Origin of the sequence: Nocardia sp. JMUB6875 (genome assembly GCF_041154655.1) — a bacterium.
Taxonomy (GTDB): domain Bacteria; phylum Actinomycetota; class Actinomycetes; order Mycobacteriales; family Mycobacteriaceae; genus Nocardia.
This window is the reverse complement of sequence record NZ_BAAFGR010000114.1, coordinates 1-26377: the sequence shown is the minus strand read 5'-3', so window position 1 is coordinate 26377 and position 26377 is coordinate 1. Positions and strand designations below refer to the sequence as shown.

21 protein-coding genes are annotated in these 26377 nt (G+C 69.0%); 11 read left to right on the top strand and 10 right to left on the bottom strand.

Going from position 1 to position 26377, the window contains the following annotated elements:
* Nucleotides 1-947, bottom strand: a 947-nt coding sequence (gene eccD, locus ACAM49_RS26375) for a type VII secretion integral membrane protein EccD (RefSeq protein WP_369638250.1), incomplete at its 3' end; no start/stop codon positions are given.
* A gap of 101 nt (nt 948-1048) precedes the next feature.
* Between eccD and eccCa the strand changes: the two genes are divergently transcribed.
* Complete coding sequence (gene eccCa, locus ACAM49_RS26370) at nt 1049-5080, top strand: type VII secretion protein EccCa (protein ID WP_369638249.1); 4032 nt, start codon at nt 1049-1051, stop codon at nt 5078-5080.
* Between the two features lie 80 nt (nt 5081-5160).
* Here the strand turns inward: eccCa and ACAM49_RS26365 are convergent, their stop codons facing one another.
* From ACAM49_RS26365 to ACAM49_RS26345, 5 genes are all read right to left on the bottom strand, one after another.
* Nucleotides 5161-5463 carry a WXG100 family type VII secretion target gene (locus ACAM49_RS26365; RefSeq protein WP_040804689.1) on the bottom strand — a complete coding sequence of 101 codons (303 nt, stop codon included), beginning with the start codon at nt 5461-5463 and terminating at the stop codon, nt 5161-5163.
* A 41-nt stretch (nt 5464-5504) separates the two neighbouring features.
* Entirely contained in the window at nt 5505-5834 is a 330-nt protein-coding gene (locus ACAM49_RS26360; protein WP_369638248.1) for a WXG100 family type VII secretion target, read from the bottom strand.
* A gap of 183 nt (nt 5835-6017) precedes the next feature.
* A complete protein-coding gene (locus ACAM49_RS26355) occupies nt 6018-7241 on the bottom strand; it encodes a hypothetical protein (protein WP_369638247.1) in 1224 nt (407 codons plus the stop codon).
* A 17-nt stretch (nt 7242-7258) separates the two neighbouring features.
* Nucleotides 7259-8476 carry a hypothetical protein gene (locus ACAM49_RS26350; protein ID WP_369638246.1) on the bottom strand — a complete coding sequence of 406 codons (1218 nt, stop codon included), beginning with the start codon at nt 8474-8476 and terminating at the stop codon, nt 7259-7261.
* A gap of 27 nt (nt 8477-8503) precedes the next feature.
* Entirely contained in the window at nt 8504-10075 is a 1572-nt protein-coding gene (locus tag ACAM49_RS26345) for a serine/threonine-protein kinase (RefSeq protein WP_369638245.1), read from the bottom strand.
* A gap of 156 nt (nt 10076-10231) precedes the next feature.
* On the opposite strand from ACAM49_RS26345, the gene ACAM49_RS26340 reads away from it, so the two are divergent.
* Nucleotides 10232-11611, top strand: a complete 1380-nt coding sequence (locus tag ACAM49_RS26340; RefSeq protein ID WP_369638244.1) for an FHA domain-containing protein — start codon at nt 10232-10234, stop codon at nt 11609-11611.
* Nucleotides 11612-11631: 20 nt separating this feature from the next.
* On the opposite strand, the gene ACAM49_RS26335 is transcribed toward ACAM49_RS26340, so the two are convergent.
* Nucleotides 11632-13086 (bottom strand): metallopeptidase, encoded by a 1455-nt coding sequence (locus ACAM49_RS26335; RefSeq protein WP_369638251.1) that lies wholly within the window; start codon nt 13084-13086, stop codon nt 11632-11634.
* Between the two features lie 130 nt (nt 13087-13216).
* Here ACAM49_RS26335 and ACAM49_RS26330 point away from each other — a divergent pair, with 130 nt between their 5' ends.
* Both ACAM49_RS26330 and ACAM49_RS26325 read left to right on the top strand, forming a co-directional pair.
* The gene (locus ACAM49_RS26330; protein WP_369638243.1) at nt 13217-16000 is read left to right on the top strand and encodes an FHA domain-containing protein; all 2784 of its coding nucleotides are present in this window, start codon (nt 13217-13219) and stop codon (nt 15998-16000) included.
* 79 nt (nt 16001-16079) lie between these two features.
* Nucleotides 16080-18527, top strand: a complete 2448-nt coding sequence (locus ACAM49_RS26325; protein WP_369638242.1) for a hypothetical protein — start codon at nt 16080-16082, stop codon at nt 18525-18527.
* On the opposite strand, the gene ACAM49_RS26320 is transcribed toward ACAM49_RS26325, so the two are convergent.
* Nucleotides 18444-19037, bottom strand: coding sequence for a hypothetical protein (locus ACAM49_RS26320; protein WP_369638241.1), 594 nt, complete (start codon nt 19035-19037; stop codon nt 18444-18446). The genes ACAM49_RS26325 and ACAM49_RS26320 overlap by 84 nt on opposite strands.
* A gap of 269 nt (nt 19038-19306) precedes the next feature.
* On the opposite strand from ACAM49_RS26320, the gene rplM reads away from it, so the two are divergent.
* From rplM to glmM, 3 genes are all read left to right on the top strand, one after another.
* Nucleotides 19307-19750 (top strand): 50S ribosomal protein L13, encoded by a 444-nt coding sequence (gene rplM / locus ACAM49_RS26315; protein ID WP_033086000.1) that lies wholly within the window; start codon nt 19307-19309, stop codon nt 19748-19750.
* Nucleotides 19747-20262 (top strand): 30S ribosomal protein S9, encoded by a 516-nt coding sequence (rpsI, locus tag ACAM49_RS26310; protein ID WP_369638240.1) that lies wholly within the window; start codon nt 19747-19749, stop codon nt 20260-20262. The genes rplM and rpsI overlap by 4 nt, the downstream gene beginning before the upstream one ends.
* A gap of 165 nt (nt 20263-20427) precedes the next feature.
* Complete coding sequence (gene glmM, locus ACAM49_RS26305; protein ID WP_369638239.1) at nt 20428-21804, top strand: phosphoglucosamine mutase; 1377 nt, start codon at nt 20428-20430, stop codon at nt 21802-21804.
* Here glmM and ACAM49_RS26300 read toward each other — a convergent pair.
* Nucleotides 21801-22934: an aminotransferase class I/II-fold pyridoxal phosphate-dependent enzyme gene (locus ACAM49_RS26300; RefSeq protein ID WP_369638238.1), complete on the bottom strand. Its 1134-nt coding sequence runs from the start codon at nt 22932-22934 to the stop codon at nt 21801-21803. The two genes, glmM and ACAM49_RS26300, sit on opposite strands and share 4 nt — an antisense overlap.
* Before the next feature lie 4 nt (nt 22935-22938).
* Entirely contained in the window at nt 22939-24582 is a 1644-nt protein-coding gene (locus ACAM49_RS26295; protein ID WP_369638237.1) for an ABC-F family ATP-binding cassette domain-containing protein, read from the bottom strand.
* A 116-nt stretch (nt 24583-24698) separates the two neighbouring features.
* Between ACAM49_RS26295 and ACAM49_RS26290 the strand changes: the two genes are divergently transcribed.
* From ACAM49_RS26290 to ACAM49_RS26275, 4 genes are all read left to right on the top strand, one after another.
* Nucleotides 24699-24917, top strand: a complete 219-nt coding sequence (locus ACAM49_RS26290; protein WP_369638236.1) for a PspC domain-containing protein — start codon at nt 24699-24701, stop codon at nt 24915-24917.
* A 102-nt stretch (nt 24918-25019) separates the two neighbouring features.
* On the top strand, nt 25020-25331 hold the full coding sequence (locus tag ACAM49_RS26285; RefSeq protein ID WP_369638235.1) for a DUF6802 family protein: 312 nt from the start codon (nt 25020-25022) through the stop codon (nt 25329-25331).
* Between the two features lie 55 nt (nt 25332-25386).
* Nucleotides 25387-25707, top strand: a complete 321-nt coding sequence (locus ACAM49_RS26280; protein WP_369638234.1) for a hypothetical protein — start codon at nt 25387-25389, stop codon at nt 25705-25707.
* The coding region (locus tag ACAM49_RS26275; protein ID WP_369638233.1) for a hypothetical protein at nt 25704-26377 on the top strand (674 nt) is incomplete at its 3' end. The genes ACAM49_RS26280 and ACAM49_RS26275, both read left to right, overlap by 4 nt.

Genomic DNA, 26377 nt, shown 5'->3' with positions numbered 1-26377 from the left:
GGGGCGGGGACCGGCGGCAGCGGCAGCTTGGCCAGCAGCATGGAAATCCGTGGGGCCAGCGACAATCCGGCCAGCCCGAGCGCGGCCGCACCGCCGCCGATGGCCCGCGCGGGCAGATCCGTCAGCAGGCCCACCAGAGCCGCCGGAATCGCGTAGACGGCCACGGCGGTCGCGCCGATGAACAGGCCCAGCCCGACCCCGCTCACCCGCCACGCCAGAATCGCGGTGGCCGCGGCCAGGACCGCGCCGAGCAGCGCGTTGGCCCAGCCGTAGTGGCTCGGGACGTACAGCATGCCCGCGCTGAACGCGGTCGGCAGCGCGCAGCCGCCCAGCACCAGCGCGCTCGCGTGGTCCTGGTACATGCGGCTGAGCACCATGCTCGCGGTGACCAGCAGCAGCGTCACGAAGGTCGCGACGATCCCGCTCACCCAGCCCGGAATCGCGGTCGGCGCGGCCAGCAGACCGAAGCAGCCGGTGAGCATGATGGCCACGGCCAGCGCCGATCCGGTGAGCCGGGCCGTGCGCGGGGTCCAGCCCCGGAAGTGGTCGGCGTCGGCGATGGCGACGTTGTACATGATGTCGTCGAACAGCGGTGTGGGCGCGATGTGCACAGCGCTCTCCAGCATGAGCAACTCGCCGTCGCGCACGCCCTGCTCGGACAGGCTCAAGGAATTGGAGAACGGCGGCTGCCCGATGCGGGCCAGCACCCATTCGTGCGGCTCGAACTGCTCGCCGTCCTGGTCGAAGTCATTGCCTTGATTGTGTTGATCGACCATGTCGACCACGCTCGGGATGACCAGGGCCACCGGCACATCGACGGGAATGGCCATATCGACCTGGGTGTGCTTGGCCAGAATGGTGACTCGCGCCAGATCCGGCGCGCGGACGGTGCCCGCCGCATCCGGCCGGAGCTCATCGAGGTGGTGGTCCGTACGCGAGTGCGTCACGCCCGCACTGTACGGCATGATGGTTGCCGTCCGTACACTGAGACCACATGTGGGCACGCCGGGACCGCATGTCCGACGGATTCGATGGGTGAATTTCAGCGATGAGCACCGTACGGTTCCAACGACGTCCACGCCGGGAGATGCCCCGCTCGCCCGGTGGCGAGGTGACCCTGCAGCCGCCGCCGGAGATCCCCAGGGCGGTCCCGGCCAATCTCTTCTCGAAGCTCATGCCCGTCGTGATGGGTGTCGGCATGCTCGGGATGGTGGCGCTCATGATCACCTCCGGCAGCGGCATAGCTACCAATCCGATGAGCCTCATGTTCCCGATGATGATGGTGTTCTCCATGGTCGGGATGTATGCGGGGCAGGGCGGCAAGGGGCAGAAGGCGGCCGAGGCCAACGAGGACCGCAAGGACTATCTGCGCTACCTCGATCAGGTGCGCAAGGACGTGGAGGAGACGGCCGGGCAGCAGCGGGCCGCCGTCGAATGGAGTCATCCCGAGCCCGGATTGATCTGGATGCTGGCCGGGACGACGCGGATGTGGGAGCGCCGGCCGGGGGACAAGGACTTCTGCCACGCCCGCATCGGGCTCGGTAGCCAGAGGCTTGCTACGAGACTGGTCGCCCCGGAAACTGGGCCCGTCGAGGAGCTCGAACCCATTGCCGCGGTCTCGCTGCGGCGGTTCGTGCGCACCCACTCCACCGTGCCGGATCTGCCCACCGCCATCGCCGTGAAGGGCTTCGCCAGCGTGCAGCTCACCGGCGACCGGGTCCAGGCCCGCGAGATGACCCGCGCCATGCTGCTGCAACTGGCCATGTTCCAAGGGCCGGACCAGGTCCTGATCGCCGTGGTCTGCGGGCCCGACACCGCCCGCGAATGGGAATGGGCCAAGTGGCTGCCGCACACCCAGCACCCGGATTCGCAGGACGGGGTCGGCAGCGGGCGCATGGTGTACGGCTCCATCCGGGAGGCGCACGCTGACTTGAATCCGTTGCTGTACAACCGGGTTCGCTACTCGCGCAATCAGCCGCCCAATCCGAATCTGACCCAGATCGTGCTGGTGGTGGACGGCGGCCTGCTCGAGGCGGAGGAGGATCCGCTGCGGGAGACCGGCTTCGAGGGCGTCACGGTCATCGACCTGTGCGGGTACGCGCCGCGGTTGGCCGCCTCGCGGGGCATCCAAATGGTGGTGGAGAACGGGGAGTGCGCCGGGCGCGGGGCGTCCGGGGTGATGGAACGCTTCGCGGTCATCGACCGCATCACCGCCAAGGAGGCCGAACAGGCGGCGCGGCGGCTCGCACCGTATCGGGCCGCCGTGCAGCGCGGACCGGAGGCGAGCGGCGAAGAGGGCGAGGTCATTTCGAGCTGGTCGCAGCTGCTGAGCCTGGGCGATATCGGCGCGTTCACGCCGGAGACCGCGTGGAAGCCGCGCTACGGGCGGGAGCGGTTGCGGGTGCCGTTCGGTGTCGGCGCGGACGGGCTGCCTGTCGTCCTCGATATCAAGGAGGCGGCCGAGGGCGGCATGGGGCCGCACGGGCTGTGCATCGGCGCGACGGGTTCGGGTAAGTCGGAATTCCTTCGGACGCTGGTGCTTTCGCTCATCGCCACGCACTCGCCGGATCAGCTGAACTTCGTGCTGGTGGACTTCAAGGGCGGTGCGACCTTCCTCGGGCTCGAGGGCGTCGCGCACGTCGCGGCCATCATCACCAACCTCGAGGAAGAGGCCGATCTCGTCGACCGCATGCGCGACGCCCTGGCCGGTGAGATGAACCGGCGTCAGGAACTGCTGCGCTCGGCGGGCAATTTCGCCAATGTCTCCGAATATGAGAAGGCGCGCGCGGCGGGCGCGGATCTCGATCCCATGCCCGCGCTGTTCGTGGTGCTCGACGAGTTCTCCGAATTGCTGTCCCAGCACCCGGATTTCGCCGAACTGTTCACCATGATCGGCCGGCTGGGGCGCTCGCTGCACGTGCATCTGCTGCTCGCCTCGCAGCGGTTGGAGGAGGGGCGGCTCAAGGGTCTGGAGAGCCACCTGTCCTACCGGATCGGGTTGAAGACCTTCTCCGCCAACGAGTCCCGGCAGGTGCTCGGTGTGCCGGACGCGTACAACCTGCCAAACAATCCCGGTGGCGGCTATCTGAAGTCGGATTCTGGCGAGATCCAGCGGTTCCAGTCCGCTTATGTCTCCGGGCCCTATCTCGGTGGCGGGTCGTACCGGGAGGTCACGGTCACCTCCCAGTCCGTCCAGACCGATACGGCCGCACGGCCGTTCACCGCCGCGCACGTGGATTTCCGGGCCTCCGACCGGATTCCGCCACCCGAACTGCCGGAGCTGATCGAGGAGCCGGTGGACTCCGATCAGATCTCCAACCTGCAGATGCTGGTGTCGCGGGTGCGGGGGCACGGCCGCCCCGCCCACGAGATCTGGCTGCCGCCGCTCGGGGAGGCCCCGACCCTGGACGAGCTGCTGCCCCGCTCGATCCTCACCGGCGACTGGAATCCCGTTGCGGCACTGCGGGCCCCGATGGGCATCGTCGACCGCCCCTACGATCAGCGCCGCGATCCCATGGTGGTGGACCTGTCGGGTTCGCGCGGCAATGCCGCGGTGGTCGGCGGCCCGCAGTCGGGTAAGTCGACCGCGCTGCGTTCGCTGGTGATGGCGATGTCGTTGACGCACACCGCCGAACAGGTGCAGTTCTATCTGCTCGACTTCGGCGGCGGCACCATGGTCGGCCTGGAGGGCCTGCCGCATGTGGGCGCGGTCGCGTCCCGTATGGAAGAGGACACCGTGCGTCGCACCGTGGCCGAGATGGTCGGCATCGTGCGCCGCCGCGAGGCCAGCTTCCGGCGGCTGGGCGTCGAATCCATGGCCGAGTTCCGGCGGTTGCGGGCGGTCGACGCGGCGGGCGATCAGACGGCCGCGGGCGTGCGGGCCGATCCGTTCGGCGACGTGTTCCTCGTGATCGACGGCTACGGCGCGTTCCGGCAGGAATTCGAACTGCTCGAACAGACCGTCATGAACCTTGCGGTACAAGGCCTTTCGTACGGCGTGCACGTGATCATGTCGCTCAACCGGTGGGCCGAGGCGCGGCCCGCGCTCAAGGACCAGATCGGCACCCGCATCGAACTGCGGCTCGGCGATCCGATGGACTCCGACCTGGGCCGCAAGTTCGCGGCGCTGGTGCCCATGGGCCGTCCCGGCCGCGGCATGACCGCCGACGGGCTGCACATGCTGACCGCACTGCCCCGGGTCGACGGCAACTCCGACCCGGCCAGCCTGGGAACCGGTGTGGCGCAGGCGGTCTCGGCCATCACCCAGTTCACCCCCGGTCGCCCCGCGCCCGCGGTGCGCATGCTGCCCGAGCGGCTGCCGCGAGAAGAGCTGCTGCGCATGGCGGACGACTGGCCGTCCCAGGCGGATCGCAGCCGGGCGTGCCTGCGCTTCCCCCTCGGCATCAACGAATCCGAGCTGGCCCCGGTCTATTTGGACCTGGCCGCCAGCCAGCACTTCGTCATCATCGGCGACTCCGAATGCGGCAAGACCACCGTGCTGCGCTCACTGGTCCAATCCATTTGCGCCTCGAACACCCCCGACCAGGCCCGCATCATCATGGGCGACTACCGCCGCACCATGCTCGGCACCGTCCCCCAGGGCTACCTCGCCGGCTACGGCACCACCGCCCCCCAATTCACCCAGAACATGACCGACCTGGCCGCCTACGTCACTCAGCGCATGCCCGGCCCCGACGTCACGCCCCAGCAGCTCAAGGACCGTTCGTGGTGGAGCGGCCCCGAGCTCTACGTCGTCGTCGACGACTACGACCTGGTCGCCAACGCCAGCGGCAACCCCCTGCACGCCCTCGTCGACCACCTGGCCCACGCCCGAGACCTCGGCTTCCACGTCATCCTCGCCCGCCGCTCCGGCGGCGCAGGCCGGGCCATGTACGAGGCCACCCTCAACCGCCTGAAGGAACTCAACTCCGCCTCCCTGGTCATGAGCTGCAGCCGCGACGAGGGCATCCTCTTCGGCAACACCCGCCCCTCCCTCATGCCCCCGGGCCGCGGCACCTACGGCACCCGCGCGGGCGAGGAGCTCATCCAAACCGGCTGGCTGCCCCCGGCCGACGCGTGATCCACCCCGGAACGCCAGCGGGCCCCGGCGCGATGCCGGGGCCCGTTCGCTATGAAGTTCTGGTCAGGCGCTGATCACCCTCAGAAGAGACCCGCGAGGGCGGTGTCCTTGGCCTGGAGTTCGGCGTTGCCGGTGCGGACCAGGGTGGCCGCGCCGTTCAGGGTGGTGTTGAGCTGGAGGACGTGCTGGTTCCACATGCGCTGGAGGTCGGCGAACGCGTCGTTGGCGTCACCCTTCCAGTTGTTCTGCACGAACTCCTCGACATTGCGGTGGAACGCCTCGAGCTGGTCGCGAATGACCTCCGCGCGGCGGATGATCGAGTTCGCGCCGTCGGCGACGCCCTCGAAATGAGCGGAGATGATCTGGCCGTCGATTGCTGCCATGGTGAATTCCTTTGCCAAAGTCCGAAAAGAGGGGAAGCCGGTCAGACGGCCGGGAGGTCGAGGCTCGAGATCTGCGCGTTGACCTTGGACTGGTAGTCCTTGTCGTGCTCCTCGTAGTTGGAGCCGACCTTGATCAGGTTCTCGGCGGTCTGCATCAACTTGTCGTTGAGCTTGTCGGCCTGGAAGTAGTAGCGCTGCATGAACGCGTTGAACGCGTCCGCCGCGCCGCCCCGCCAGTTCGAGCCCGCCACCATGCTGTCCTCATCACGCTTCAGATCGGCGATGGCGTGCATCAGCATGTCGTGCGTCTGCTGGAACTCCTTGGCCTTGGTCTGGATGAGTTCATTACTGGCTTCGAATGCACCGGCCACGGTGCCTCCTTTCGATTTCGCGGGGGGACGACCCGTTCTTCCTGATTGGACGCAGGTCACGCACCCGCGGTTCCACCCCTGTTACAGCTATTCGTCAGCACACTATCCAAGGATCGGTGCCTCTGACCAGTGCCAACCGCAAAGGGGTGAGAACCTCCACGCGAGAGGAAGCTCACAAACCGGTTACCAGGTGCTATTCGCCAATAATGCGTACTGGGCGGCCGCCCGCTGCCGGACGTCGGCGAGCTGATCGGATTCCACCGAGGCCGCGTACCGGCGATAGCTGAGCACGCACCGATAACGCTTGGCGCTGCTGTACTGGCTCTTGGCGGTGCTCTCGCCGCATTTCGCTCCCGGAATTCCGGTCGGCACGTCCGCGATGACCGAATAGCCGCGTTCGAGCACGAGGTCGGCCAGCTTGCCCGCGGCCTGCGCGTCGCGGGTGCGGAAGAGCATGGTGCTGCCGGAATAGGACGCGCCGGAGTTGGCGAATCGGTCGACGCCATAGTCGGAGAGCACCCGCCGCCAATAATCCTGGTCGGTCACTCGATGCAGATATCCGCGCGGTTCGGCGACGGCCTGTGTGACGAAATTCGGACTCCACCCGCCGTCGAGAACGAGGGTCTGCCGCCGCATTCCTTCCGAATCGTAAGGCAGCCGGAGAATGCCTTCCCGATCAAGTGGTTTCAGCGAATCCAGCAGTGGTCCCTGTGCCGCGTAGACCTTTTCGGCGAGGGCCGTCAATTGCGACAGGTCGGGATCCTTCACCCCGACATACAAATCGACGACGTAATTGCCGCGCGCCCAGGTCGATCCGATACTGGCCACCCCCGGACGCCAATGCGCATGGGCGTCGGGATATTTCGGTAGTGAGACCCGCTGGTTCAGGTCGGGGGCCACGCCGAAATCGGCGTCGTCCAACTCCTGCGCGGCCTTCGACGCCGCGGCCGCATCCGGGAACTGCAAGACCGTCACCGTGGTGAAGGCGCTGCCGGGCGGGACCGCCCCGGACTTGTCCGGCTCTTTCTCGCTGTGGCCCACCGAGATACCGAACATCATGTGATTGTCGGTCAGGACCGGCTGGGTCGCCTTGGCCAGCACCTTGGTGGCCTTCTCCGCGTCGAGGATGGTGATCGCACCGGTGCCGTAGACCAGCATCGGGTCGATGTCGGGGCCGGTGACCACGTGATCGGCCAATCGTTGCACCGCCAGGTTGAAGCCGTTGGCCATGCTCGGGTCGTAGGTGTAGCGCAGTTCCAGCGGATCGGTGCTGTACTTGCCGACATCGAGTGTCCGGACGTCGATTTCGGCCGGATGCGCGGTGCCGTGGACGTCCGCGCCGCATGCGGCCAGTGCGGCGGTCGTCAGCGTCAGCAGGGCGGTGGTTCGAAACCTGTGCGAGAGCATGCGATTCCCTTCCCGCCTCATCGGTCCGCGTTGACGAGCATCGCGTACTGGGCCGAAATCCGCTGTTGTGCGTCGAGCAGCTGGTTCGCCGCCACCTCGGCGGCGTAGCGACCGTAGGTGACGAAGCAGTAGTGGGAGATGGCCAGCTGCTGCGGCCCGGTGTACTTGCGGCACTGGGCATTCGGCAGATTGGCCGGTGAATCGGCCGGGCGGAAGGTGCGCGAGGTCTCGGCGCGTGCCACGACGACGGCGGCGGCCCCGGCGGCATCGCGGGCGCGGAAGACCGAACCGCCGTTGAAGCTGACCCGATCGACGCCCGCCTGCTCGAAGACGGCGGCAGTCTCGTCGCCGGGGAAGAGTTGCAGACCGCCGTGCCGGTCGTAGACGCCGGGGATGCCGCGCTCGGATTGGTCGACGGCCACCGTCGGCAGTGTGCGGCCCAGTACGCCGTCCAGATCGACCGGCTCTTCGGTGAGCTGATCCGGAGCCACGGCAGGGAATTTCGCGAGGGCGGGCGGTAGCGCGTCGAGGCTGAGCTGCACCCGCGCGAGGAGCTTGGCCGGATCGCTGACCTTGGTCTCGGCCATGACGTTGTCCCAGACGTAGGAGAGGATGACGAATCGTCCCGTGGCATACCAGGATCGGACCGAGGCATTGACGTCCGTGCCGGTGCCGAGGTACACGAAGGCATCCGGGTACTTGTCGATCCGCAGGCGCTGACTGCCCGGGGCCGCGTCGAAGTCGGCTTGGCCGAGGGCCGGTGCGGCGGCGGCCGCCGCGGCCTCGTCGGTGAACATGAGCACGAGATTCTCGAACTCGTAGGACAGGCTCGGGACGGGATCGGAGCAACCGGTGGTCACGAAGCCCGAAAGGAAGCCCGGCGCGGCGGCATTCAATGTCGCGCCATCGGCCTTGGTCCGCATTTTCACAGGCCTGGAATCCAGATCGATGAACGGCCGGACGGCCGTGCTCATCGCCGGGGCCGCGTGCCGCACTTCGGGATTCACCTCGACGGGCAGCGGAATGTAGTTGGCCAGGCGCTCGGCCTGCACGATCCGGGCCAACTGCGGGTCGGTCGCCTTGTCATAGTGCTTGGGCTGCGTCGGCAGATTGCCCGTGTCGAGCTTGGCCAGGTCGATCACCGGTTCGGCCGGGGCCGGATCGGTATCCGAACCACACGCGGCGGTCAGCACCGCCACCGCGGCCGCCACCCCCGCCCACCTCATCGCACGCATGCTTCCCCTCCCGTGGATCGCGTGACCCTACTTGATTCCCTTGCGCAGCACCGGGATCAGCTTGTCGATCAGGGTCTGGGACGAATCCGTGCCCCAGACGCGCAGTGCTGCCACCGTGGCCGCGTCATCCACCGGGACGACGACGGCGCGCTTGCTGGTGATCTCGTTCGGCAGGCCGAGCAGCCCGCCGTTACCGGCCTTCTCGTCGCTGCGGACCGCGATGATGTAGGAGTCATTGGGCACCGTCAGGGAGTCCGAGCTCGTGGTGAGGCGCGGTGAGGTCTCGTCGCCGTTGGGCTGGTAGGTGCTGTTGTAGACGAATCCGAGGCTCTCCAGGAACTTCGCCTGTGGCGAACCGGCCAGGTAGATGCTGTATTTGGTGCTGATGGAAGTACCGGTCACGTCGACCATGGTGACGGTCTTGCCCTGGAAGGCCGGATTGTCCTTGCGCGCCTTGTCGATCGGGCTCAGATTGGCGTCGCTCGCGGTGGCGACCACGGAAGTCGTTGTGGTGTGGTCGGATTCACCGGAGCTGGTGGCCACGATGCCGATGCCCACCGCCAGCGCGGCCGCGACCACACCCGCGCCGACACCCGCGTAGAGGCGGTTGCGATTGCGCGGCAGCCGGGCGGTCGCGGTGGGGTCGGAGACGGAAGCCGTTATACCGGTGGAGGTTTCGCCGCCCGGCGCGTATACGGGCGGGGTCGCCTGGATCGGATAGGTGGGCGAGGTGGAGGTGGCGTACGCCGGGTGGTATCCGGGCGACAGCGCGGCCGCGGCGGCGTCGGTGAATTCGCGGCAGGAGTTGAAGCGCTCGGCCGGATTCTTCGCCATGACCCGGGCGAACACCTGGTCCAGGGCCGCGGGCAGTTGCGGGTCGACATCGGTGGCGCGCGGCGGCGGCTCGTGCAGGTGGCCCATCATGACCAGCGCCGGTTGCGTTGCGGGATAAGGGTTCCGGCCGGTCAGCAGCTTGAAGAAGGAGCAGCCCAGGCTGTAGATGTCGGCGCGGTGGTCCAGCGGGAGCCCGGACAGCTGTTCGGGCGGGGCGTAGGCGATGGTGGCGACGAAGCTGCCGGTCTGGGTGAGCTCGGTGGTGTCCTCGGTGGATTTGGCGACCCCGAAGTCGGCGAGCAGGGCGCGCTCGTCCTCGCCCTCGACGCTGGAGAGCAGGAAGTTGGCGGGCTTCACGTCCCGGTGCAGCAGGCCGCGGCGGTGCGCGTAGTCCAGGCCGCGGCCGATCTGGGTGACGATGGACAGGGCGCGCAGCGGCGGTATCGAGGCGGGATCGCGCTTCAACTCGGCCGAGGCGTCGGTGCCCTCGACATACTGCATGGCGATCCAGAGCTGCCCGTGCTCCTCGCCGCGATTGTGGACGGCGACGATATTCGGGTGGTCCATGCCCGCAACCACATTCGCCTCGCGCTCGAAGCGGCCCCGGAACTCCTCGTTCTTCGTGAGATCGGCCGACAGCACCTTGAGCGCGTCCATGCGCGGCAACTGCGGATGTTTGGCGAGGTAGACGGTACCCATACCGCCCGAGCCGAGCACCCGCACGATCCGGTACCCGCCGACGATGGTGCCAGGACTCATCGCCATTGAACTATCCCCCGGGTCTTCCTCGTTGGCCTGCTGTGCAAGCCGGAGCTTACTGGACGGTTATCGCCTGGGCGGGGCACGAGGACGGGGGCGACGTAACCTGGTGGCTGTGTTGAACTACCCCTGCTCAGTATTCGTCGCGGGCCGGTTCCCGTGATGGATCGGCAGGTCGAGGTCGTCGCGGGCGACCATGTGCTGATCCGGGTGGCGGGTGCGGTCGTGCTGGTGGCGCATCGGGAGCGGGGGAAACTCACACCCGAATCGCGGGCCGTGGTGGCGGCGCGGGCGCTGGGGGAGCTGGTGGCCGAGGCCACCGACCTGGCGCCGGACGGGCCGGGGCGGCTGGTGGCGCGGCAGGCCACGCGGTGGCTGATGCGGGAGGCCGAGCAGATTTCGCCGGGGGAGCCCATCGAGTTCGGGATTCTCACGACCGCCGAGACCGGTGGGGTCGCGATCTTCCTGCACGGATCGGTGACGGCGGTGCTGGCCGGATCCGTGGTCGAGTACTACCGGGGCAGTGACGCCGCGTTCACCGTGGACCGGGTGGCCGAGCCGCCGTCGCGGGCCGCGGCGCTGTTCATCGACGAGAGCCGGCGGCGGCCGCCGGAGCTACCGGCGCGCGGAATCGGTTCGCTCATCGAGGGACTCGCGCCCGCGTCGGGTGCGGTGGTGTGGTTCGAGGGGGAGCCGGTGGTGTCGCGGCGGCCCGTGCGCGCGGTGGCGGCCCGGCAGCGCAGCGCGGAACCGCCCCCGCCGACCGCGGCGTTCGACGCCGAGCGGGATCGTCAGGTCGAGCCGGTTCCCGCTCGCGACGAGCCGATCCCCCTGGACCCCAATCTGATTCCGACGCGCACCTCGAATCGGATTCCCGCGCCGCTGGATCCGGACTTCACCGTGGCGCCGGAGGTAGCGGTGGATCCCGACACCGAGGGCATCGACCTGCACCACGCGCCCACCGAGATGGGCGGGTCGGGTGAGGCGAGCGGCACCAATCCCGCGCCCAAGCCCGATCCGGACCTGCAGCGGCGGCTGGAACAGACCGCCAAGGCCACCGCCCTCACCGTGAAGGTGCTCGGATTCAAGTGCGCGCGTGCGCATCCCAGCGATCCGCGCGCCGCCTTCTGCACGGTGTGCGGCATGCCGGTGGATCAGACCCAGCAGGTCGCCGAGGTGATCCGGCCGCCGCTGGGCATGCTGGTGCTCGACGACGGCATGACCTACATGGTGGCCGCGGACGCGGTGGTGGGGCGCGATCCGGAGAACTCGGAGGCGGTGCGCGCGGGACTGATTCCGCTGCGCATCGACGACAGCTCCGGCGGCATGTCCCGGGCGCACGCCGAAATCCGGCTGGTGAACTGGGATATCACCCTCGTCGACCGCGGGTCCACCAACGGCACCCGGGTCCGGCCGCCGGGATACCGGGATTGGATTCGGCTGCAGGCGAATCAGCCGTTCATCCTGGTCGCGGGTGCCGAGATCATGCTCGGCAACCGGGTCCTGCGCCTCGAGCCGGTCGCGCCGCCGCCGTTCGGATAGTTTCGGATGATGCTGCCGCGCTAGGCGTATCGCGAATAGCAGGTGTCGGTGGTGCCGAGCACACCCGCGCGGAAGGCGTCCACGCGGGAGAATCCGCTGGGCACCGTCTTGCCATCGGTGTCGCTGGCGGCGAGCCCGTCGGAGAGCAGGCCCGAGACCGCCTCGTCCAGATCGCCCGCCGAGAGGCTGACATCGCCCTGCTTGCTGCGGTTGGGGTCGGCCAGCTTCGCGGAGATCACACCCGACAGGCAGGCCGCGCGCAGGCCCGTCTTCGCGCCCTTCAACGCCTGCCCGGCCGCGTTCTGCACCGCCAGCGTGTAGCGGGAGATGAAGACGATGTAGGCGGTGAAGTCGCCGGTCACGTTGGCGGGCAAGGCATCCTGGTCGTCGGCGTTGGAGACGCCGCGATCGTGCAGAGCGGGAACGTCGGTGCCGATCAGGTTGGTGGCCGGGCAGTAGGTGACCGGGGCGGTGTCGGCGCCGTTGCGGCAGTTCAGTTTCGCGGAGTCGTAGCTGTATTTGGGCTCGTTCTTGATCGGCATGATCGAGGCCATGGCCTTGGCCATCTCCTGCAGGGTGGCCTGGGTGACGTCGGATTGCCCGCGCTGCGCGTCGTTGTTGAGGGTCTGCGGCAGATTGCCGCGGCGGCGGTCGATCTCGTTCTGGTCGATGGCCATACAGCCCTTGGCCCCGTCGGTGAACCCGATCTGCACCGCGGTCACCCGCTCGAACGCGGAGCCGTGCACGCTCTGCGGATCATCGGGGTCGGCATCGCGGAAGGCGACCGTCGCGGCCAGCACCTGGTTGAGGCCGTCGGAGGTGTTGATGGTGAAATGCTTGGCCTTGCCCTCGGCCACGCTGCGGATGAACGCGCCGGAAAAGCAGTCGGCCTGTTGCTCTTTGACGATGGTCGGGGTTTTGCGGCCCACGGTCTTGGCCATCTCCTGGATGGCGTGCCCGTATTCGTGGGCCAGCACCATCACCACCGACATCTTCCCGAATTCGTCGGCCACCGCGGGCAGCAGCACGCCCCGATCCCAGCCGATCGAACCGTCCAGTCGGCAATAGGCGGCATTCACGAGCCGGTAGCTGGACTCCCCGCAGAACTGCCCGGCCTGCGAGCGCGGCGTCTTGGCGCTCCAGGAGATGAACTTGTCGACCGGTGCGAACGTGCCGCCGAACTCCTTGGGGAACTCGGCCTGCCAATAGGTCTGGATATCGTCGATGGCATTGAGCACCAGATGGTCGATCGCCCCGTTATCCGAATTCTGCGCCGCCAGCGCCGCATCCGGGACGCCCGCCCGCGGACCGTTGGGGCCGCTCGTGGTGGGCAGTCCGGCCACCTTGAACGGGTCGTCGTAGATGGAAACCGCGTGACCGTGAACAGTTCGTGTACATCCGGACAAGAGTGAGACCGCGACGACCAGGACTCCGGCCGCCACCAGCAGGCGGCGAATCCCCCCGGACCGGCGCATGCGCACCGCCTCCCCCTGGCGTCTCGCCACGTCCACTCCCTCGCAGGCCGACCGGTTCCTTGTCCCGGTATCGGGCGGGCGTACGCAAAGCGCAACGCCGGACCCCGGGAGCTTCGCTTATTATCCAGCCATGTCTTCACCGGGGGCGCAGCAGATCACCGTGCGTCATGATGGAACCGATCGGGTCTTCGACGCGACCCAGCAGATCACCATGGGCCGGGCGCCGGAGGTGACGCTGTTCGTCGACAGCCCGCTGGTCTCCCGGGTGCACGCGACCCTGAGCTACGAGGCCGGGTCGTGGATGCTCACCGACAACGGCAGCACCAACGGCGTTTTCGTGGACGCGCGACGGCTGAGCACGCCGCTGGTCATCAACCGGCCCACCCAGGTGCGGCTCGGCGATGCCATCAGCGGGCCGCTGCTGCACCTGCTGCCGCAGGTGGGGCAGGGCGGGCAGCCGCCGCGGCAGGGGCTCACGCCGCCGCAGAATCGGCCGCCGTCGCGGCCGCAGCCGCAGGTGGGGCCCGCGCCGGGGCAGCCGCAGTTCGGGCAGCCGCAGCCGCAGTACGGGCAGCGGCCGCCGGTGAATCAGCAGGCGGCCCGGCCCAATCCGCAGCCGGGCTGGCCGCAGCCGAACGTCGCCCAGGCCAATCCGCACGCTGCGCAAGCCAATCCGCACGCGGCGCAGGCCAATCCGAACGTGGCACAGCGGCCGCCGGTGAACCGCCCGGCCTCCGGGCCGCAGCATCAGCAGGTGGCCCCGCAGACCAACCTCGGGCAGCGGCAGCCGAATCCCGTGCAGCAGCGGCAGTCTCCGCCGGTCGGCACCCCGCCGACCCCGAATGTGGCGCGCCCGCCGGTGAATACGCCGCCGCCCATGGACCCGATCAACATGACCACCAAGGCGGACACCTCGGCGCTGCCGCCGATCCGGGCCCGCGCCTCCACCGCGGCCATCGCGCGCGCCGACCGGATTCCGCGCAACGGCCTGCACATCGGCCGTACCAGCGACAACGAGATCGTGGTCAACGATCCGATGGCTTCGCGCCGGCACGCGCGCCTGGTGCCGGACCGCGAGGGTCTGGCCATCGAGGACCTCAACTCGGCCAACGGCACCTTCGTCAACGGCCGCCGCGAACAGCGGGCGCTGCTGCGCGAACGCGACATCGTCACCATCGGTAACGTCGACTTCGTCGTGCAGGAAGGCACGCTGGTGCACCGCCAGCGGCCGGTCGCCGAACAGGGCCTGCACGTGCACGGCGTCGGCTTCACCGTCGAGGGCAACAAGCAGCTGCTCATCGACGTGAACATGCAGGCCGGGCGCGGTTCGCTGACCGCGCTCATCGGGCCCTCGGGCGCGGGCAAGTCGACGCTGTCGAAACTCATTGCGGGAACCACGCTTCCGTCCGCGGGCGTGGTCACCTTCGAGGGCCGCAACCTGCACGCCGAATACGAGGCGCTGCGCTCCCGCATCGGCATGGTGCCGCAGGACGATGTGCTGCACCGTCAGCTCACCGTCAAACAGGCGCTCAACTTCGCCGCCCAGCTGCGCCTGCCCCCGGACACCAGCAAGGCCGACCGCCAGCAGGTGATCGCCGATGTGCTGAAGGAACTTTCGCTGACCCAGCACGCCGACACCCGCGTGGACCGGCTCTCCGGCGGTCAGCGCAAGCGCGCCTCGGTGGCCATGGAGCTGCTCACCGGCCCCTCGCTGCTGATCCTCGACGAGCCCACCTCCGGCCTGGATCCGGCGCTGGACCGCCAGGTCATGACCATGCTGCGGGAACTGGCCGACGCCGGGCGCACCGTCATCGTGGTCACCCACTCGGTGGCCTGCCTGGACATGTGCGATCAGGTGCTGCTGCTCGCGCCCGGCGGCAAGACCGCGTTCTGCGGGCATCCGGGCACCGTCGGGAGCACCATGGGAACCACCGACTGGGCCGAGATCTTCGGCCGGGTCGCCGCGGATCCCGATCGCGCCTTCGCGAATTTCCGCTCCCGCCAAGCCTTCGCGGAACCGCCCGCGCCGGTGAAACCGGTGGAGCGGGCGAAGGCGCCGAAATCCAGTCCGATCAAACAGTTCTCGACGCTGTCGCGACGGCAGCTGCGGCTCATCTTCGCCGACCGCGGGTATCTCGCGTTCCTGGGCATCCTGCCGTTCGTGCTCGGCGGATTGTCGCTGGTCGTGCAGGGCAAGAGCGGATTCGAATCGGTCGGCTTCGTGCAGGCACCCGACGGCAGCTTCGTGCGCGCCAACAACGGTGAGGCCCAACAGCTGCTGGTGGTGCTCATTCTCGGCGCCTGCTTCATGGGCGCCACGCTCACCGTGCGTGACCTGGTCGGCGAGCGCGCCATCTACTACCGCGAGCGCGCGGTCGGATTGCGTTCCGGCGCGTACCTGATGTCGAAGGTGGTCATCTTCAGCCTGGCGGCGCTGCTGCAGTCGGCGGTCATGATCGGCATCGTGCTGGCGGTGAAGAAGCCGCCGAGCAAGGGGTCGGTGATTCCCGTCGGGCCCGTGGAGCTCTATCTCGATGTCGCGCTGACCGCGGTGTCCTGCGTGGTGCTCGGCCTGGCGCTGTCCTCGCTGGCCAAGTCCAACGAGCAGGTGATGCCGCTGCTGGTGGTGGTCATCATGGCGCAGCTGGTGATGGCGGGCGGCATGATCCCGGTGACGGGTCGCGTTGTGCTGGATCAGGTTTCCTGGCTGTTCCCGTCCCGATGGGGTTACTCGGCGGGCGCCTCCACGGTGAATCTGCCCGAGCTGTCGGCCTCCTCGGCGGCCCAGAACGACCACTTCTGGAAGCACACGGTCGGCGCCTGGGCCCTGGACGTGTCCGTGCTCGCCGTGATCGCGGTGCTGCTCGCACTGTTCACCTGGTCGCGTCTGCGCCTGAAGAAGTCGGCGGCGTGATCGGGGATTCACGCAGGCGGGGGTGCGAAGTGTGGAATCGGTCGCGCGCGCGGCGGAGCGAGCAGGCAGACTGATGACTGTGACGGCTCGAGTTGGCGCAGTGCATCTCGGCTGGGACGTGGTGTCGGCGGCCGCCGGAGGCGGCGGTTCGCCCATCCGCCCGGTCCAGGTCGAAGGCACATACACACCGCCCGCGTACCTGCTGGCGGATTCGTCCGGGCGGCTGCACACCGCCGGGGTGGACCGGCGTCCCGACGTCGGCATCGCCATCTCCGATGTGCGCGACATCATCGGGCACCCGCAGATCGTGGTGGCCGGGGCGACCTGGCCGGCGGAACTGGTGTTCCGGGCGCGCATGCACAATCCGATCTCCGCGATCGTCGAACACCTCGGCGCCCAGCCCGATGTGCTGGCATTGCCGTATCCCGACGAATGGCCGGACCCCAAGGTCGACGAATTCGTGCGCCTGGTCGAGCAACTCGGCGTCGCCGCCGAACCGCTGCCCGAATCGGTGGCGCTGTCGGGCTATGTGCGCGCCCTCGGCCTGGTGCGCGGGCCCGGCCGCGGTGCGGCGGTGGGCGCGGTCGGCGTCTACTCCGACGGCCGCGAATGCCTGGTGGTCGCCGTCCACGGCGATGACGAGGAGCCCACCGAATCGGTGAGCGTCGCCATCACCGCCGAGGCGCTGCACGAGGCCCGCGCCGCCGACAATGTGGTGATCGAGGTGATGGCCGCCGCCCGCGCCATCAATGCCGACACCTCGACGGTGCTGCTCACCGGCAATGTCTGCTTCAACGACGCACTGCGCCTGGCCTTCCAGAACCATCTCGGCCACCGCTTCCAGGTCGCGGACCATCCGATGCACGCGCTGGTCCTGGGCGCGACGCATCTGCTGGTCGCCGATAGCGAGGGCGATCCGGCCTACGACCGTCCCGCACCGCAGCCCGCGGCCCGGGGTGCGGCCGCCGCACCCCAGCGGCCCGTGCAGACACCGGCCGCGGAGGCGAGGCCCGTCGAACAGGGCCCGCGGCACATGGATTCACCGGCCGCCGCCGAAAGAGCGGCGCAGCGACCGGTTTCGGCGCAGACCGGCGGACCTGCCACGGGCGCGCAGCCGGTGGTGGACCCGGCCGCCGCCGAAGGGTTGACGCGGCGAATCTCCGCCCAGGAGGTCGCATCTCAGGGCGGCGCGTGCGCGAACACCGGCCCGGGCGGGGTGACCCAGCACATGACGGCCGAGGAGGTCGCGCGGCTGGCCAAGCAGGCGGGCATCTCCGGTACCGCGCAGGCGGGCATCTTCGCGCACGGGCGGCACGAGGCTCCGGACGCCGGGCAGCAGGCCGGTGGTGAAGCGGGGCAAGGCGTTTCGAGCCAGGGCGGCGCGCGGGAGAGCGGTGCGGACGCGGCGGACAGCGGTCAGCAGGCCGCGGGTCGCGGGCCGCTGCCGGCCGGGCTGGAAGGCGTCGGGGGCCGTTTCATGCGGCCGCCGGGGTCGCCCGCCGATGATCAGATGACGGCGATCGTGGGTCGTGACCAGGTCGGCGGCGGTCCGCAGGGGCCGCAAGGCGCCGGTCAGCCGCAGGGTCCCGGCCAGCCGGGCTCGCCCGCCGGGCCGGGTGCCGCAGGCGCGCAACAGGGTTCGGGCGCGGGGCAGTACGGTCCCGGCTACGGGCAGCAAGGCGGTCAGCCCGGTGGCGGCTACGGTCAGCCGGGCCAGCCCGGCTACGGCCAGCCCGGTGGTCAACCGCAGGGCGGTGGCCAGCAAGGCTACGGGCAGGGCGGCGCATACGGGACGGGCGGTTCGTACGGTCAATCCGGGCCGGGCACCGGCGCTCCCGGCTATCAGTCCGGACAGGGCTACCCTCCGGCGAATGTTCCGGGTGCCGGTGGGCAGTACGGCCAGGGCGGGGGATACGGCTCAGCGCCCGGTTACGGGCAGCAGGGCGGCTACGGCCAGGGCGGTTACGGCGGTCAGGGTGCGCCCGGCGGCTATGGGCCCGAGGGGGATACGTCCGGTTCGGGTCGCGGGAGTTTTGCTGGATCCGGCGGAAACGCTCCTGGTCAGCCCGGCGCGATGTACGGTGGGTCGATGTCCCAGGGGGCGCGTCAGCAGCATCCGCAATCGTCGGAAGATGCCGCAGGGCAGTCGGATTCGGAATCCGGGTCGGACGCCGAGCGCAAGCAGCGCAAGGGCAAGCTCTGGGGCAAGATGAAGAAGCCGTTCGGCGCGCCCATCATCGTCGGCGCGGCCACGCTGTCGATGCTGGGCATGCACTCCGACGAGCAGGCGCGCAGCACCACTACGCCGGTGCCCGACACCGTGATTCAGGTCGGGCCGAACGCCGTGCGGCCGGTCGATCAGTCCTGCGCGGTGACCCCGCTGGTGTCCGGTGTCCCGCACGCGGGCATCGCCACCGTCGACAATCCGCGCAACCTGGACTGCCTACGCTTCGGCATCGACACGCTCCGCTACACGGTTCCCGGCCCCGCGCGCGGCGTGGATCCCGGCCCGCCCCTGCACATCTGACTCGAGGTCGCGGCGCAGCCAGTTCGCCGTGACCAGCAGCTCGACCCGGGAGACCCGGGGCGCGGGTCCGGTGTGCCCGGTCAGCGCCCAGGCGCGCTCGATGGTGAGCCGCAGCAGTCGCCGGGCCGCGTAGAACAGCAGTGCGGCCAGGGGCAGTTCGCCGATCAGCGCCGAGAGCACCGCGAACCACAGGTCGGGGGTGTTCCAGTCGAGCACGATGTCGAACCAGGCGTCGCAGATGAGCAGCGTGCCGGTGATCATCGCCCAGGGGATGAAGACCTGCCGTCGCCGCCAAGCGGTCCACGCGGTCATGCCGATCGCCGCGGCCAGCGCGAAGTCGAAGCCCACCCAGGCGATGTCCCACTGATCCACCTGGCGTGAGGACGGCAGGCTGACCGACAGATACACGATCCAAGGGACGAGGAAGACCAGGCTGCCGGTCACCGCCGCCAGCAGAATGCGGCGCATGGCCTTCGCTCGCGGGTGATATGAGGGAATGGTGATCGCCACGGCTGCCTCCTTCGCCTCTAATACAATGCCCGTAGCGGAGGAGCTGATTCCGTTTGCGGGGTGATGTGACTCACTCGTGATGAGGGTGCTCGTCGGCCGGTGGGGACCGGATTCGAGGTCTGCCTATCGGCGCTGGTATCGTGCTTCGTTGGCGTGTGGTCCGTCCGGGAAACCGGGTGGCGCACGAGCCCCGGGTCTCCACCGGCCGCCGGGAATCAGCTCGACCACGCGCTTGTGCTGGCAAAACCTACGACAGACAGGGATGCACTGTGCCTACGTACAGCCCCAAGGGCGGTGACGTGACCCGCAAGTGGTACGTCATCGACGCCACTGACGTAGTGCTCGGCCGTCTTTCCGTGCAGGCTGCGAACCTGCTGCGCGGCAAGACCAAGCCGACCTACGCGCCGAACGTCGATGGTGGCGATTTCGTCATCATCATCAACGCCGACAAGGTCGCCGTCTCGGGCAACAAGCGCGATGACAAGGTGCTCTACACCCACTCCGGTCACCCGGGTGGTCTGAAGGGCCGTACCGTGGGCCAGATCCTGGACACCCGCCCCGACCGTCTGGTCGAGCGTGCCGTCAAGGGCATGATCCCGAAGAACAAGCTGGGCAACCAGATCATTCGCAAGCTGAAGGTCTACGCGGGCCCGAACCACCCGCACGCCGCCCAGCAGCCCATCCCCTTCGAGATCAAGCAGGTGGCCCAGTGACCGCTCCCGAAGAATTCAACGACGACTACGTCGTGGAAGACACCGCTGTGGAGGTCGTCGAGGAGGGTGACGGTTACGAGGCCGAGGCCGAGTACACCGAGACCTTCGTCGCGCCGGTCGTCATCGACCGTCCGGTGCAGACCGTCGGCCGCCGCAAGGAGGCCGTGGTCCGCGTGCGCCTGGTGCCGGGTTCCGGCAACTTCGTGCTGAACGGCCGCACCATCGAGGATTACTTCCCGAACAAGGTGCACCAGCAGCTGGTGAAGTCGCCGCTCGTCACCGTCGAGCGCACCGAGACCTTCGACATCCACGCTCGCCTGGTCGGCGGCGGCCCGTCCGGTCAGGCCGGCGCGCTGCGTCTCGCCATCGCGCGTGCGCTGATCGAGGTCACCCCGGAGGACCGCCCCGCCCTCAAGCGTGCCGGCTTCCTGACCCGTGACCCGCGTGCCACCGAGCGTAAGAAGTACGGCCTCAAGAAGGCCCGCAAGGCGCCTCAGTACTCGAAGCGCTGATATTGCGCCGTACGGCTCTACCGTGCCCGGCCTCTTCGGAGGCTGGGCACGGTACCGTCAGTACGGCAACCTGTACGAGAGCAGGCTCCCCGCAACGGTTTTCGAACCGGTTGGGCGCCTGCTCTCGTGCTGTATCGACCGCAATCCGGCAGGGGTGTTGAGGTAATGGGACGTTTGTTCGGCACCGATGGTGTCCGTGGGCTCGCCAATGAGTCGCTGAGCCCCGAACTGGCGCTGCAGGTTTCGGCCGCGGCCGCGCAGGTCTTGAGCCGGGGGAAGAAGCGCGCGCTCGCCGTCGTCGGCCGCGATCCCCGCGCCAGCGGCGAGATGCTCGAGGCCGCCGTGACCGCGGGCCTGACCTCCGCGGGCGTGGACGTGCTTTCGGTCGGGGTGCTGCCGACGCCCGCCGTCGCGTATCTGACCGGCGTGTACGACGCCTGCCTGGGCGTCATGATCTCCGCCTCGCACAATCCCATGCCGGACAATGGCATCAAGATCTTCGCCGCGGGCGGGCACAAGCTGGACGACGCCGTCGAGGACCGCATCGAGGCGCTGGTCGCCGTGGGCGGCTTCGCGCGGCCCACCGGCGCGGCCATCGGCCGGGTGCTGGGCCGGCCCGGGCTGGGCGGGCACGTGTTCGACGTGCACGACCAGTACAGCCTGGAGGGCACCCACGAGCGGTACGTCGAGCACCTGGTGCAGGCCACCGGACGCGATCTGCGCGGGCTCACCGTGGTCGTCGACTGCGCGCACGGCGCGGCCTCGGAGGTCGGGCCCGCCGCCTATCGCGAGGCGGGCGCGACGGTCATCGCCATCAATGCCGAGCCCGACGGGCTGAACATCAACGACGGTTGCGGATCGACGCATCTGGACAAGGTGCGGGACGCCGTGCTCGAGCACGGTGCGGACCTCGGCCTCGCCCACGACGGCGACGCCGACCGCTGCCTGGCCGTGGACGCCACCGGCGCGGTCGTCGACGGCGACGCCATCATGGCCGTGCTGGCGATCGCCATGCGCGACTCCGGCGAGCTCGCGCAGAACACCCTCGTCGCCACCGTCATGAGCAACCTCGGCCTGCACATCGCCATGCGCGAGGCCGGAATCGCCGTGCGCACCACCGCCGTCGGCGACCGCTACGTGCTCGAGGATCTGCGCAATGGCGGGTACACGCTGGGCGGCGAGCAGTCCGGGCACGTGGTCTTCCCCAAGTTCGGCACCACCGGCGACGGCGTGCTGACCGGGTTGAAGCTGATGGCGCGAATGGCCGAAACCGGCAGCAGCCTGGCGGAATTGGCGGGCATCGTGCGGACCGTGCCGCAGATCCTGATCAATGTCCCGGTCTCGGACAAGGCGGCCGTGGCGGCCGCTCCGTCGGTGCTGGAGGCCGTCGCGGACGCCGAGCGCCTGCTGGGCGACACCGGCCGGATCCTGTTGCGCCCCAGTGGAACCGAGCAGCTGGTCAGGGTCATGGTGGAGGCCACCGATCCGGCTCAGGCCGAGCTGCTCGCCGACAATCTGGCCAAGCTGGTCGCGGCCGTTTAGGCGTTGAGGCGGACGATCGCGTTCTCGAGCGTGGCGTCCTGCTTGCAATAGGCGAAGCGCACCAGGGTGTTCCAGTCGGTGCGGTGGGAGAGGGCGGCGACGGGAATCGCCGCCACGCCCAGGCGGGCCGGTAGGTCGCGGCAGAAGGCGGTGCCGTCAGTGCCGACATCGGCGCACACGAAATAGCCGCCCGCGCTGCGCTTCACGTCGAAACCAAGGTCGCGCAGCGCGTTCGACAGCAGATGGTATTTGCGTCGCAGCGCCTCGCGATTGGCTGCGGCCCACTCCTGTTCGTGCTCGAGCGCGTACGCGATGGCGGGCTGGAATGGGGACGGGGGAACGAAGGTCAGATACAGCTTCGCCGCGCGCACCGCGTGAATCAACGGCGCGGGGCCCAGGGCCCAGCCGAGGCGCCAGCCGGTGACATTGAAGGTCTTGGCGGGGCCGGACACCACGATCGTGCGGTCCCGCATGCCCGGCAGGGACGCGATCGAGACGTGCGGGACGTCGTCGAAGACGAGATGTTCGTAGACCTCGTCGGAGATCACGAGAAAGTCGTGCTCACAAGCCAATTCGGCGATGGTGCGCAGTGCCTCGGCGGTCAGCAGTGAGCCGGTCGGGTTGTGCGGGGAGTTCAGCAGCAGCAGGCGGGTGCGCGGGGTGATCGCGGCGCGGAGCTCGTCGAGGTCGAGGGTGAAGCCGTCGCCGTCGGGGATCATGGCAACCGTGCGCGGGGTGGCGCCCGCCAGGGCGACCGCGGCCGGGTAGGAGTCGTAGTACGGCTCGATGAGGATCACCTCGCCGCCCGGTTCCACCAGTCCGAGCAGTGCGGCGGTCAGTGCCTCGGTGGCACCGGCGGTGACCACGACTTCGGTTGCCGCGTTGTACTGTTCGCCCAGGTGCCGGGCGCGCTCGGCCACGATCGCAGCGCGCAGTTCCGGCTGGCCCTGTGGCGAGGTGTAGTGGTTGACGCCGGTGGCGATGGCCTCGCGGGCGCGGTCCAGCATGCCCCGCGGGCCCTCGTAGTCCGGGAAGCCCTGGCCGAGGTCGATCGCGCCGTGCGTCACCGCCAGCTGGGAGATCTCACCGAAAACCGAAGAGCTGTAGGGACGCAGGCGCTGGACGAGCATGGGGCTAAAGGGTCTCCGTGAGCTGGCCGTCGGTGATGTGCCAGCGGCGGGTGGCCCGCACATTGTCGAGCATGCGGCGGTCGTGTGTCACCAAAAGTACTGTGCCCTCGAAGGATTCGACCGCCTCCTCCAATTGCTCGATGGCCGGGAGGTCCAGGTGGTTGGTCGGTTCGTCGAGGACGAGCAGGTTGACGCCGCGGGCCTGCAGCAGCGCCAGCGCCGCGCGGGTGCGCTCGCCGGGGGAGAGGGTGTCGTTGGGGCGCATGACATGCGGGCCGCGCAGGCCGAACTTCGCCAGCAGGGTGCGGACGTCGGATTCGTTCCAGTCGGGGACCTCGGCGCTGAAGGTGTCGGCGAGGGAGGCGTTGCCGCGGAACAGGCCGCGGGCCTGGTCGACCTCGCCGATGGCGACGCCCGAGCCGAGGGCCGCGGATCCGCTGTCCGGCTTCGTCTTTCCGAGCAGCAGGGAGAGCAGGGTGGATTTGCCCGCGCCGTTCGCGCCGGTCAGCACGATGCGATCGCCCCAATCCACCTGCACCGTCACCGGTCCCAGGGTGAAGTCGCCGCGGGTGACCGTCGCACCGGACAGGGTCGCCACCACCGAGCCGCTGCGGGGCGCGGCGGCAATGGACATGCGCAGTTCCCACTCCTTGCGCGGTTCCTCGACCACGTCCAGGCGTTCGATGCGCTTGAGCGTCTGCTTGACCTTCGACGCCTGCTTCTCGGTGGATTCGGCGCGGGCCTTGCGGCCCATCTTGTCGGAGTCCGCCTTCGACTTGCGGCGGGCATTGCGGACACCGTGTTCCATCCAGTTGCGCTGCATGTTCGCGCGCGCTTCCAGACCGGCCTTGGTGTCGGCGAACTCGTCGTAGGCCTCGCGGGCGTGGCGGCGCGCGATGGCGCGCTCCTCCAGATAGGACTCGTAGCCGCCGTCGTAGACGCCGACCTGCTGCTGGGCCAGATCCAGTTCGACAATGCGATTCACTGTGCGCGCCAGGAACTCCCGGTCGTGGCTGATCACCATGAGCGGCTCGCGGACGCCGGTCACGAACTGCTCCAGTCGGGCCAGGCCGTCCAGGTCCAGATCGTTGGTGGGCTCGTCGAGCAGCAGGATGTCGAAGCGGGACAACAGGACCGAGGCCAGACCGGCGCGGGCGGCCTGGCCGCCGGACAGCACGGTCATGAGGGTGTCCAGGCCGTGCGGGAGGCTCTCGGCCAGGCCCAGATCGGCGGCCACCTCCTCGGCGCGCTGCTCCAGATCCGCGCCGCCGAGGGCGAGCCAGCGTTCCAGGGCGGGGGAGTACTCGTCCTCGCCGCCGTCGGCCAGGCGTTCGGCGGCGGCGTCCATGGCGTGCTGGGCGGCGGCCACACCGGTTCGGCGGCGCAGGAATTCGACGACGGTCTCGCCGGGCATGCGCTCGGGCTCCTGGGCCAGGTAGCCGACGGTGGCGTCGGGCGGGCTCAGCACGATCTCGCCCTCGGGGGCGTCGCCGTCGGCGAGCATGCGCAGCAGGGTGGACTTGCCGGCCCCGTTCACGCCGACCAGTCCGATCACGTCGCCGGGGGCGAGGATCAGGTCCAGGTCGGAGAACAGGATCCGCTCACCGTGTCCGGCGGCCAGGCCGCGCGCATGCAGAGTGGTGCTCACCAGGGCGATTCTGCCGTGCTCAGGGTGCCACCCTGATTCCGGGCCTCCCGAAAGTCAGGGTCGGAATGGGGCGGAGGACCGATGTGCCAGGTGATCGAACTCGGCACAGTGGAGCCATGACAACACAGTTCCCCACCACGACCCCGCCCCAGAGCCACAAGCGCCTGACCCGCTCCAGCACCGATTCGTGGATCGGCGGCGTGTGCGGCGGCCTGGCCGAATACCTCGGCTGGAACGCCAACCTGGTTCGCATCCTCTTCGTGGCGTCCTGCCTGCTGCCCGGGCCGCAGTTCCTGCTCTACATCGCGCTGTGGATCATCATTCCCAAGAAGTGAGTTATCCCCAGGGCACGAGTTATCCACATTCGGTATCGAAGATGCTGCGAGGGGTTTCCGCCAGTGACAGGATGAGTGCCACGTCACTGCGGAGGAGCGCACATGGTCACATCGGGTGATCTGCCCGGGCTGGATCTGCCTGGTTTCGACGCGCATTCGGAACTGGGTGAAATGGGGGCGGTGGAGTTACCGCACCCCACGCAGGATCTGGACGGCGACGGGCTACTCGATAGCGTGACCACCACGTCCGACCATGCCATGCAGGTGTGGACGGATCTGGATCACGACGGGCTGGCCGATCATGTGACCGTGGTGGACGGCGGTGGGGATTACACCGCGTGGGAGTTCCACCACCATCCCGATGGCACCACCGAATGGGTGCGGTCGGACCAAGGACGCCTCGGCGGTAAATAGCTCGGCGGCAAACAGCCGGGGCGGCGGGGGTTTTCACGGCACTCGAGGGGGATCGATGGGTGAATCCGGCGATTTCGGCGTGCGCATTTCGGCCCTGCACGCCGCGGCCACCACCATGCGCGACAACGCGGCTGCCCTGCACGGGCATTCGCGCACGGTGGGCGAGCATGCCTTCGGCATGGGCCATGACCAGGCCGGACGCGATTACGCGAGCCAGGGCGCCGCCATCCACCAGGGCTTCGAACGCGTCGCCGCCTGCCTGCGCTGCTGGGCGGCCGCCGCGACCGCCACCGCCGACGTATTCGACCGCGCCGCCGCCGAATACGCCCGCCTCGACCGCGCCCGAGCCGCCGCCCTGAACGAGGCGGGCCGATGACCTTCGACCCCACCGGCAAGGGCGTCGACCAGATCCTCGACTACGGCGCGCCCGGCCTCCAGTACTGGGAACACTTCCTGCCCCTCTACACCAAGGCCTTCGGCGCACCCCACCTCACCCTCACCGACCTGTACGCCCGCTACGACGAACAGCGCGGCGCGAACCTCGCCGAATTCGCCACGGCCCGAACCGAACTCGACAAGGCCCTCACCGAAGCCGAATCCCGCTGGACCGCCCACCAGGCCCTGACCCAATCCCTCCCCACCGCCTGGACCGGCGCCACCGGCACCGAGGCCCTCGCCCTCATGAATTCCCAACTCCGCCAAGCTCGCGAGGACCTCGACACGGCCCACACGGCTTCCTCCGCAATCGCCGCCGCCCTCGAACCCCTCCACCAAGCGGTCCTCGCCAAGGCCGAAGTCACCCTCGCCCTCCTCGAACCCACCGCCGACGGCGCCGGCCGCCTGTCCATCGACGGCAAATCCCCCGAAGATATCGACGATCTCGTCTCGGACGGCACCGACCCCTGGCTGACCACCACCTTCCGCCCCGACGTAGACCGCAAACTCACCACCTTCACCGCCGCCTGCACCACCACCGCCCAAACCTTCGAATCCCACTACCGCGAAATCCTCACCGCCTTCGCCCAGGTAATAGACCACCCCTACCC

What these genes read in the sequence shown, in the direction of transcription:
- eccCa (WP_369638249.1), top strand. Translation starts at nt 1,049, where the DNA reads ATGAGCACCGTACGGTTCCAACGACGTCCACGCCGGGAGATGCCCCGC.
- ACAM49_RS26365 (WP_040804689.1), bottom strand. Translation starts at nt 5,463, where the DNA reads ATGGCAGCAATCGACGGCCAGATCATCTCCGCTCATTTCGAGGGCGTC.
- ACAM49_RS26355 (WP_369638247.1), bottom strand. Translation starts at nt 7,241, where the DNA reads ATGCTCTCGCACAGGTTTCGAACCACCGCCCTGCTGACGCTGACGACC.
- ACAM49_RS26350 (WP_369638246.1), bottom strand. Translation starts at nt 8,476, where the DNA reads ATGCGTGCGATGAGGTGGGCGGGGGTGGCGGCCGCGGTGGCGGTGCTG.
- ACAM49_RS26345 (WP_369638245.1), bottom strand. Translation starts at nt 10,075, where the DNA reads ATGGCGATGAGTCCTGGCACCATCGTCGGCGGGTACCGGATCGTGCGG.
- ACAM49_RS26340 (WP_369638244.1), top strand. Translation starts at nt 10,232, where the DNA reads ATGGATCGGCAGGTCGAGGTCGTCGCGGGCGACCATGTGCTGATCCGG.
- ACAM49_RS26335 (WP_369638251.1), bottom strand. Translation starts at nt 13,086, where the DNA reads ATGCGCCGGTCCGGGGGGATTCGCCGCCTGCTGGTGGCGGCCGGAGTC.
- ACAM49_RS26330 (WP_369638243.1), top strand. Translation starts at nt 13,217, where the DNA reads ATGTCTTCACCGGGGGCGCAGCAGATCACCGTGCGTCATGATGGAACC.
- glmM (WP_369638239.1), top strand. Translation starts at nt 20,428, where the DNA reads ATGGGACGTTTGTTCGGCACCGATGGTGTCCGTGGGCTCGCCAATGAG.
- ACAM49_RS26300 (WP_369638238.1), bottom strand. Translation starts at nt 22,934, where the DNA reads ATGCTCGTCCAGCGCCTGCGTCCCTACAGCTCTTCGGTTTTCGGTGAG.
- ACAM49_RS26290 (WP_369638236.1), top strand. Translation starts at nt 24,699, where the DNA reads ATGACAACACAGTTCCCCACCACGACCCCGCCCCAGAGCCACAAGCGC.
- ACAM49_RS26285 (WP_369638235.1), top strand. Translation starts at nt 25,020, where the DNA reads ATGGTCACATCGGGTGATCTGCCCGGGCTGGATCTGCCTGGTTTCGAC.
- ACAM49_RS26280 (WP_369638234.1), top strand. Translation starts at nt 25,387, where the DNA reads ATGGGTGAATCCGGCGATTTCGGCGTGCGCATTTCGGCCCTGCACGCC.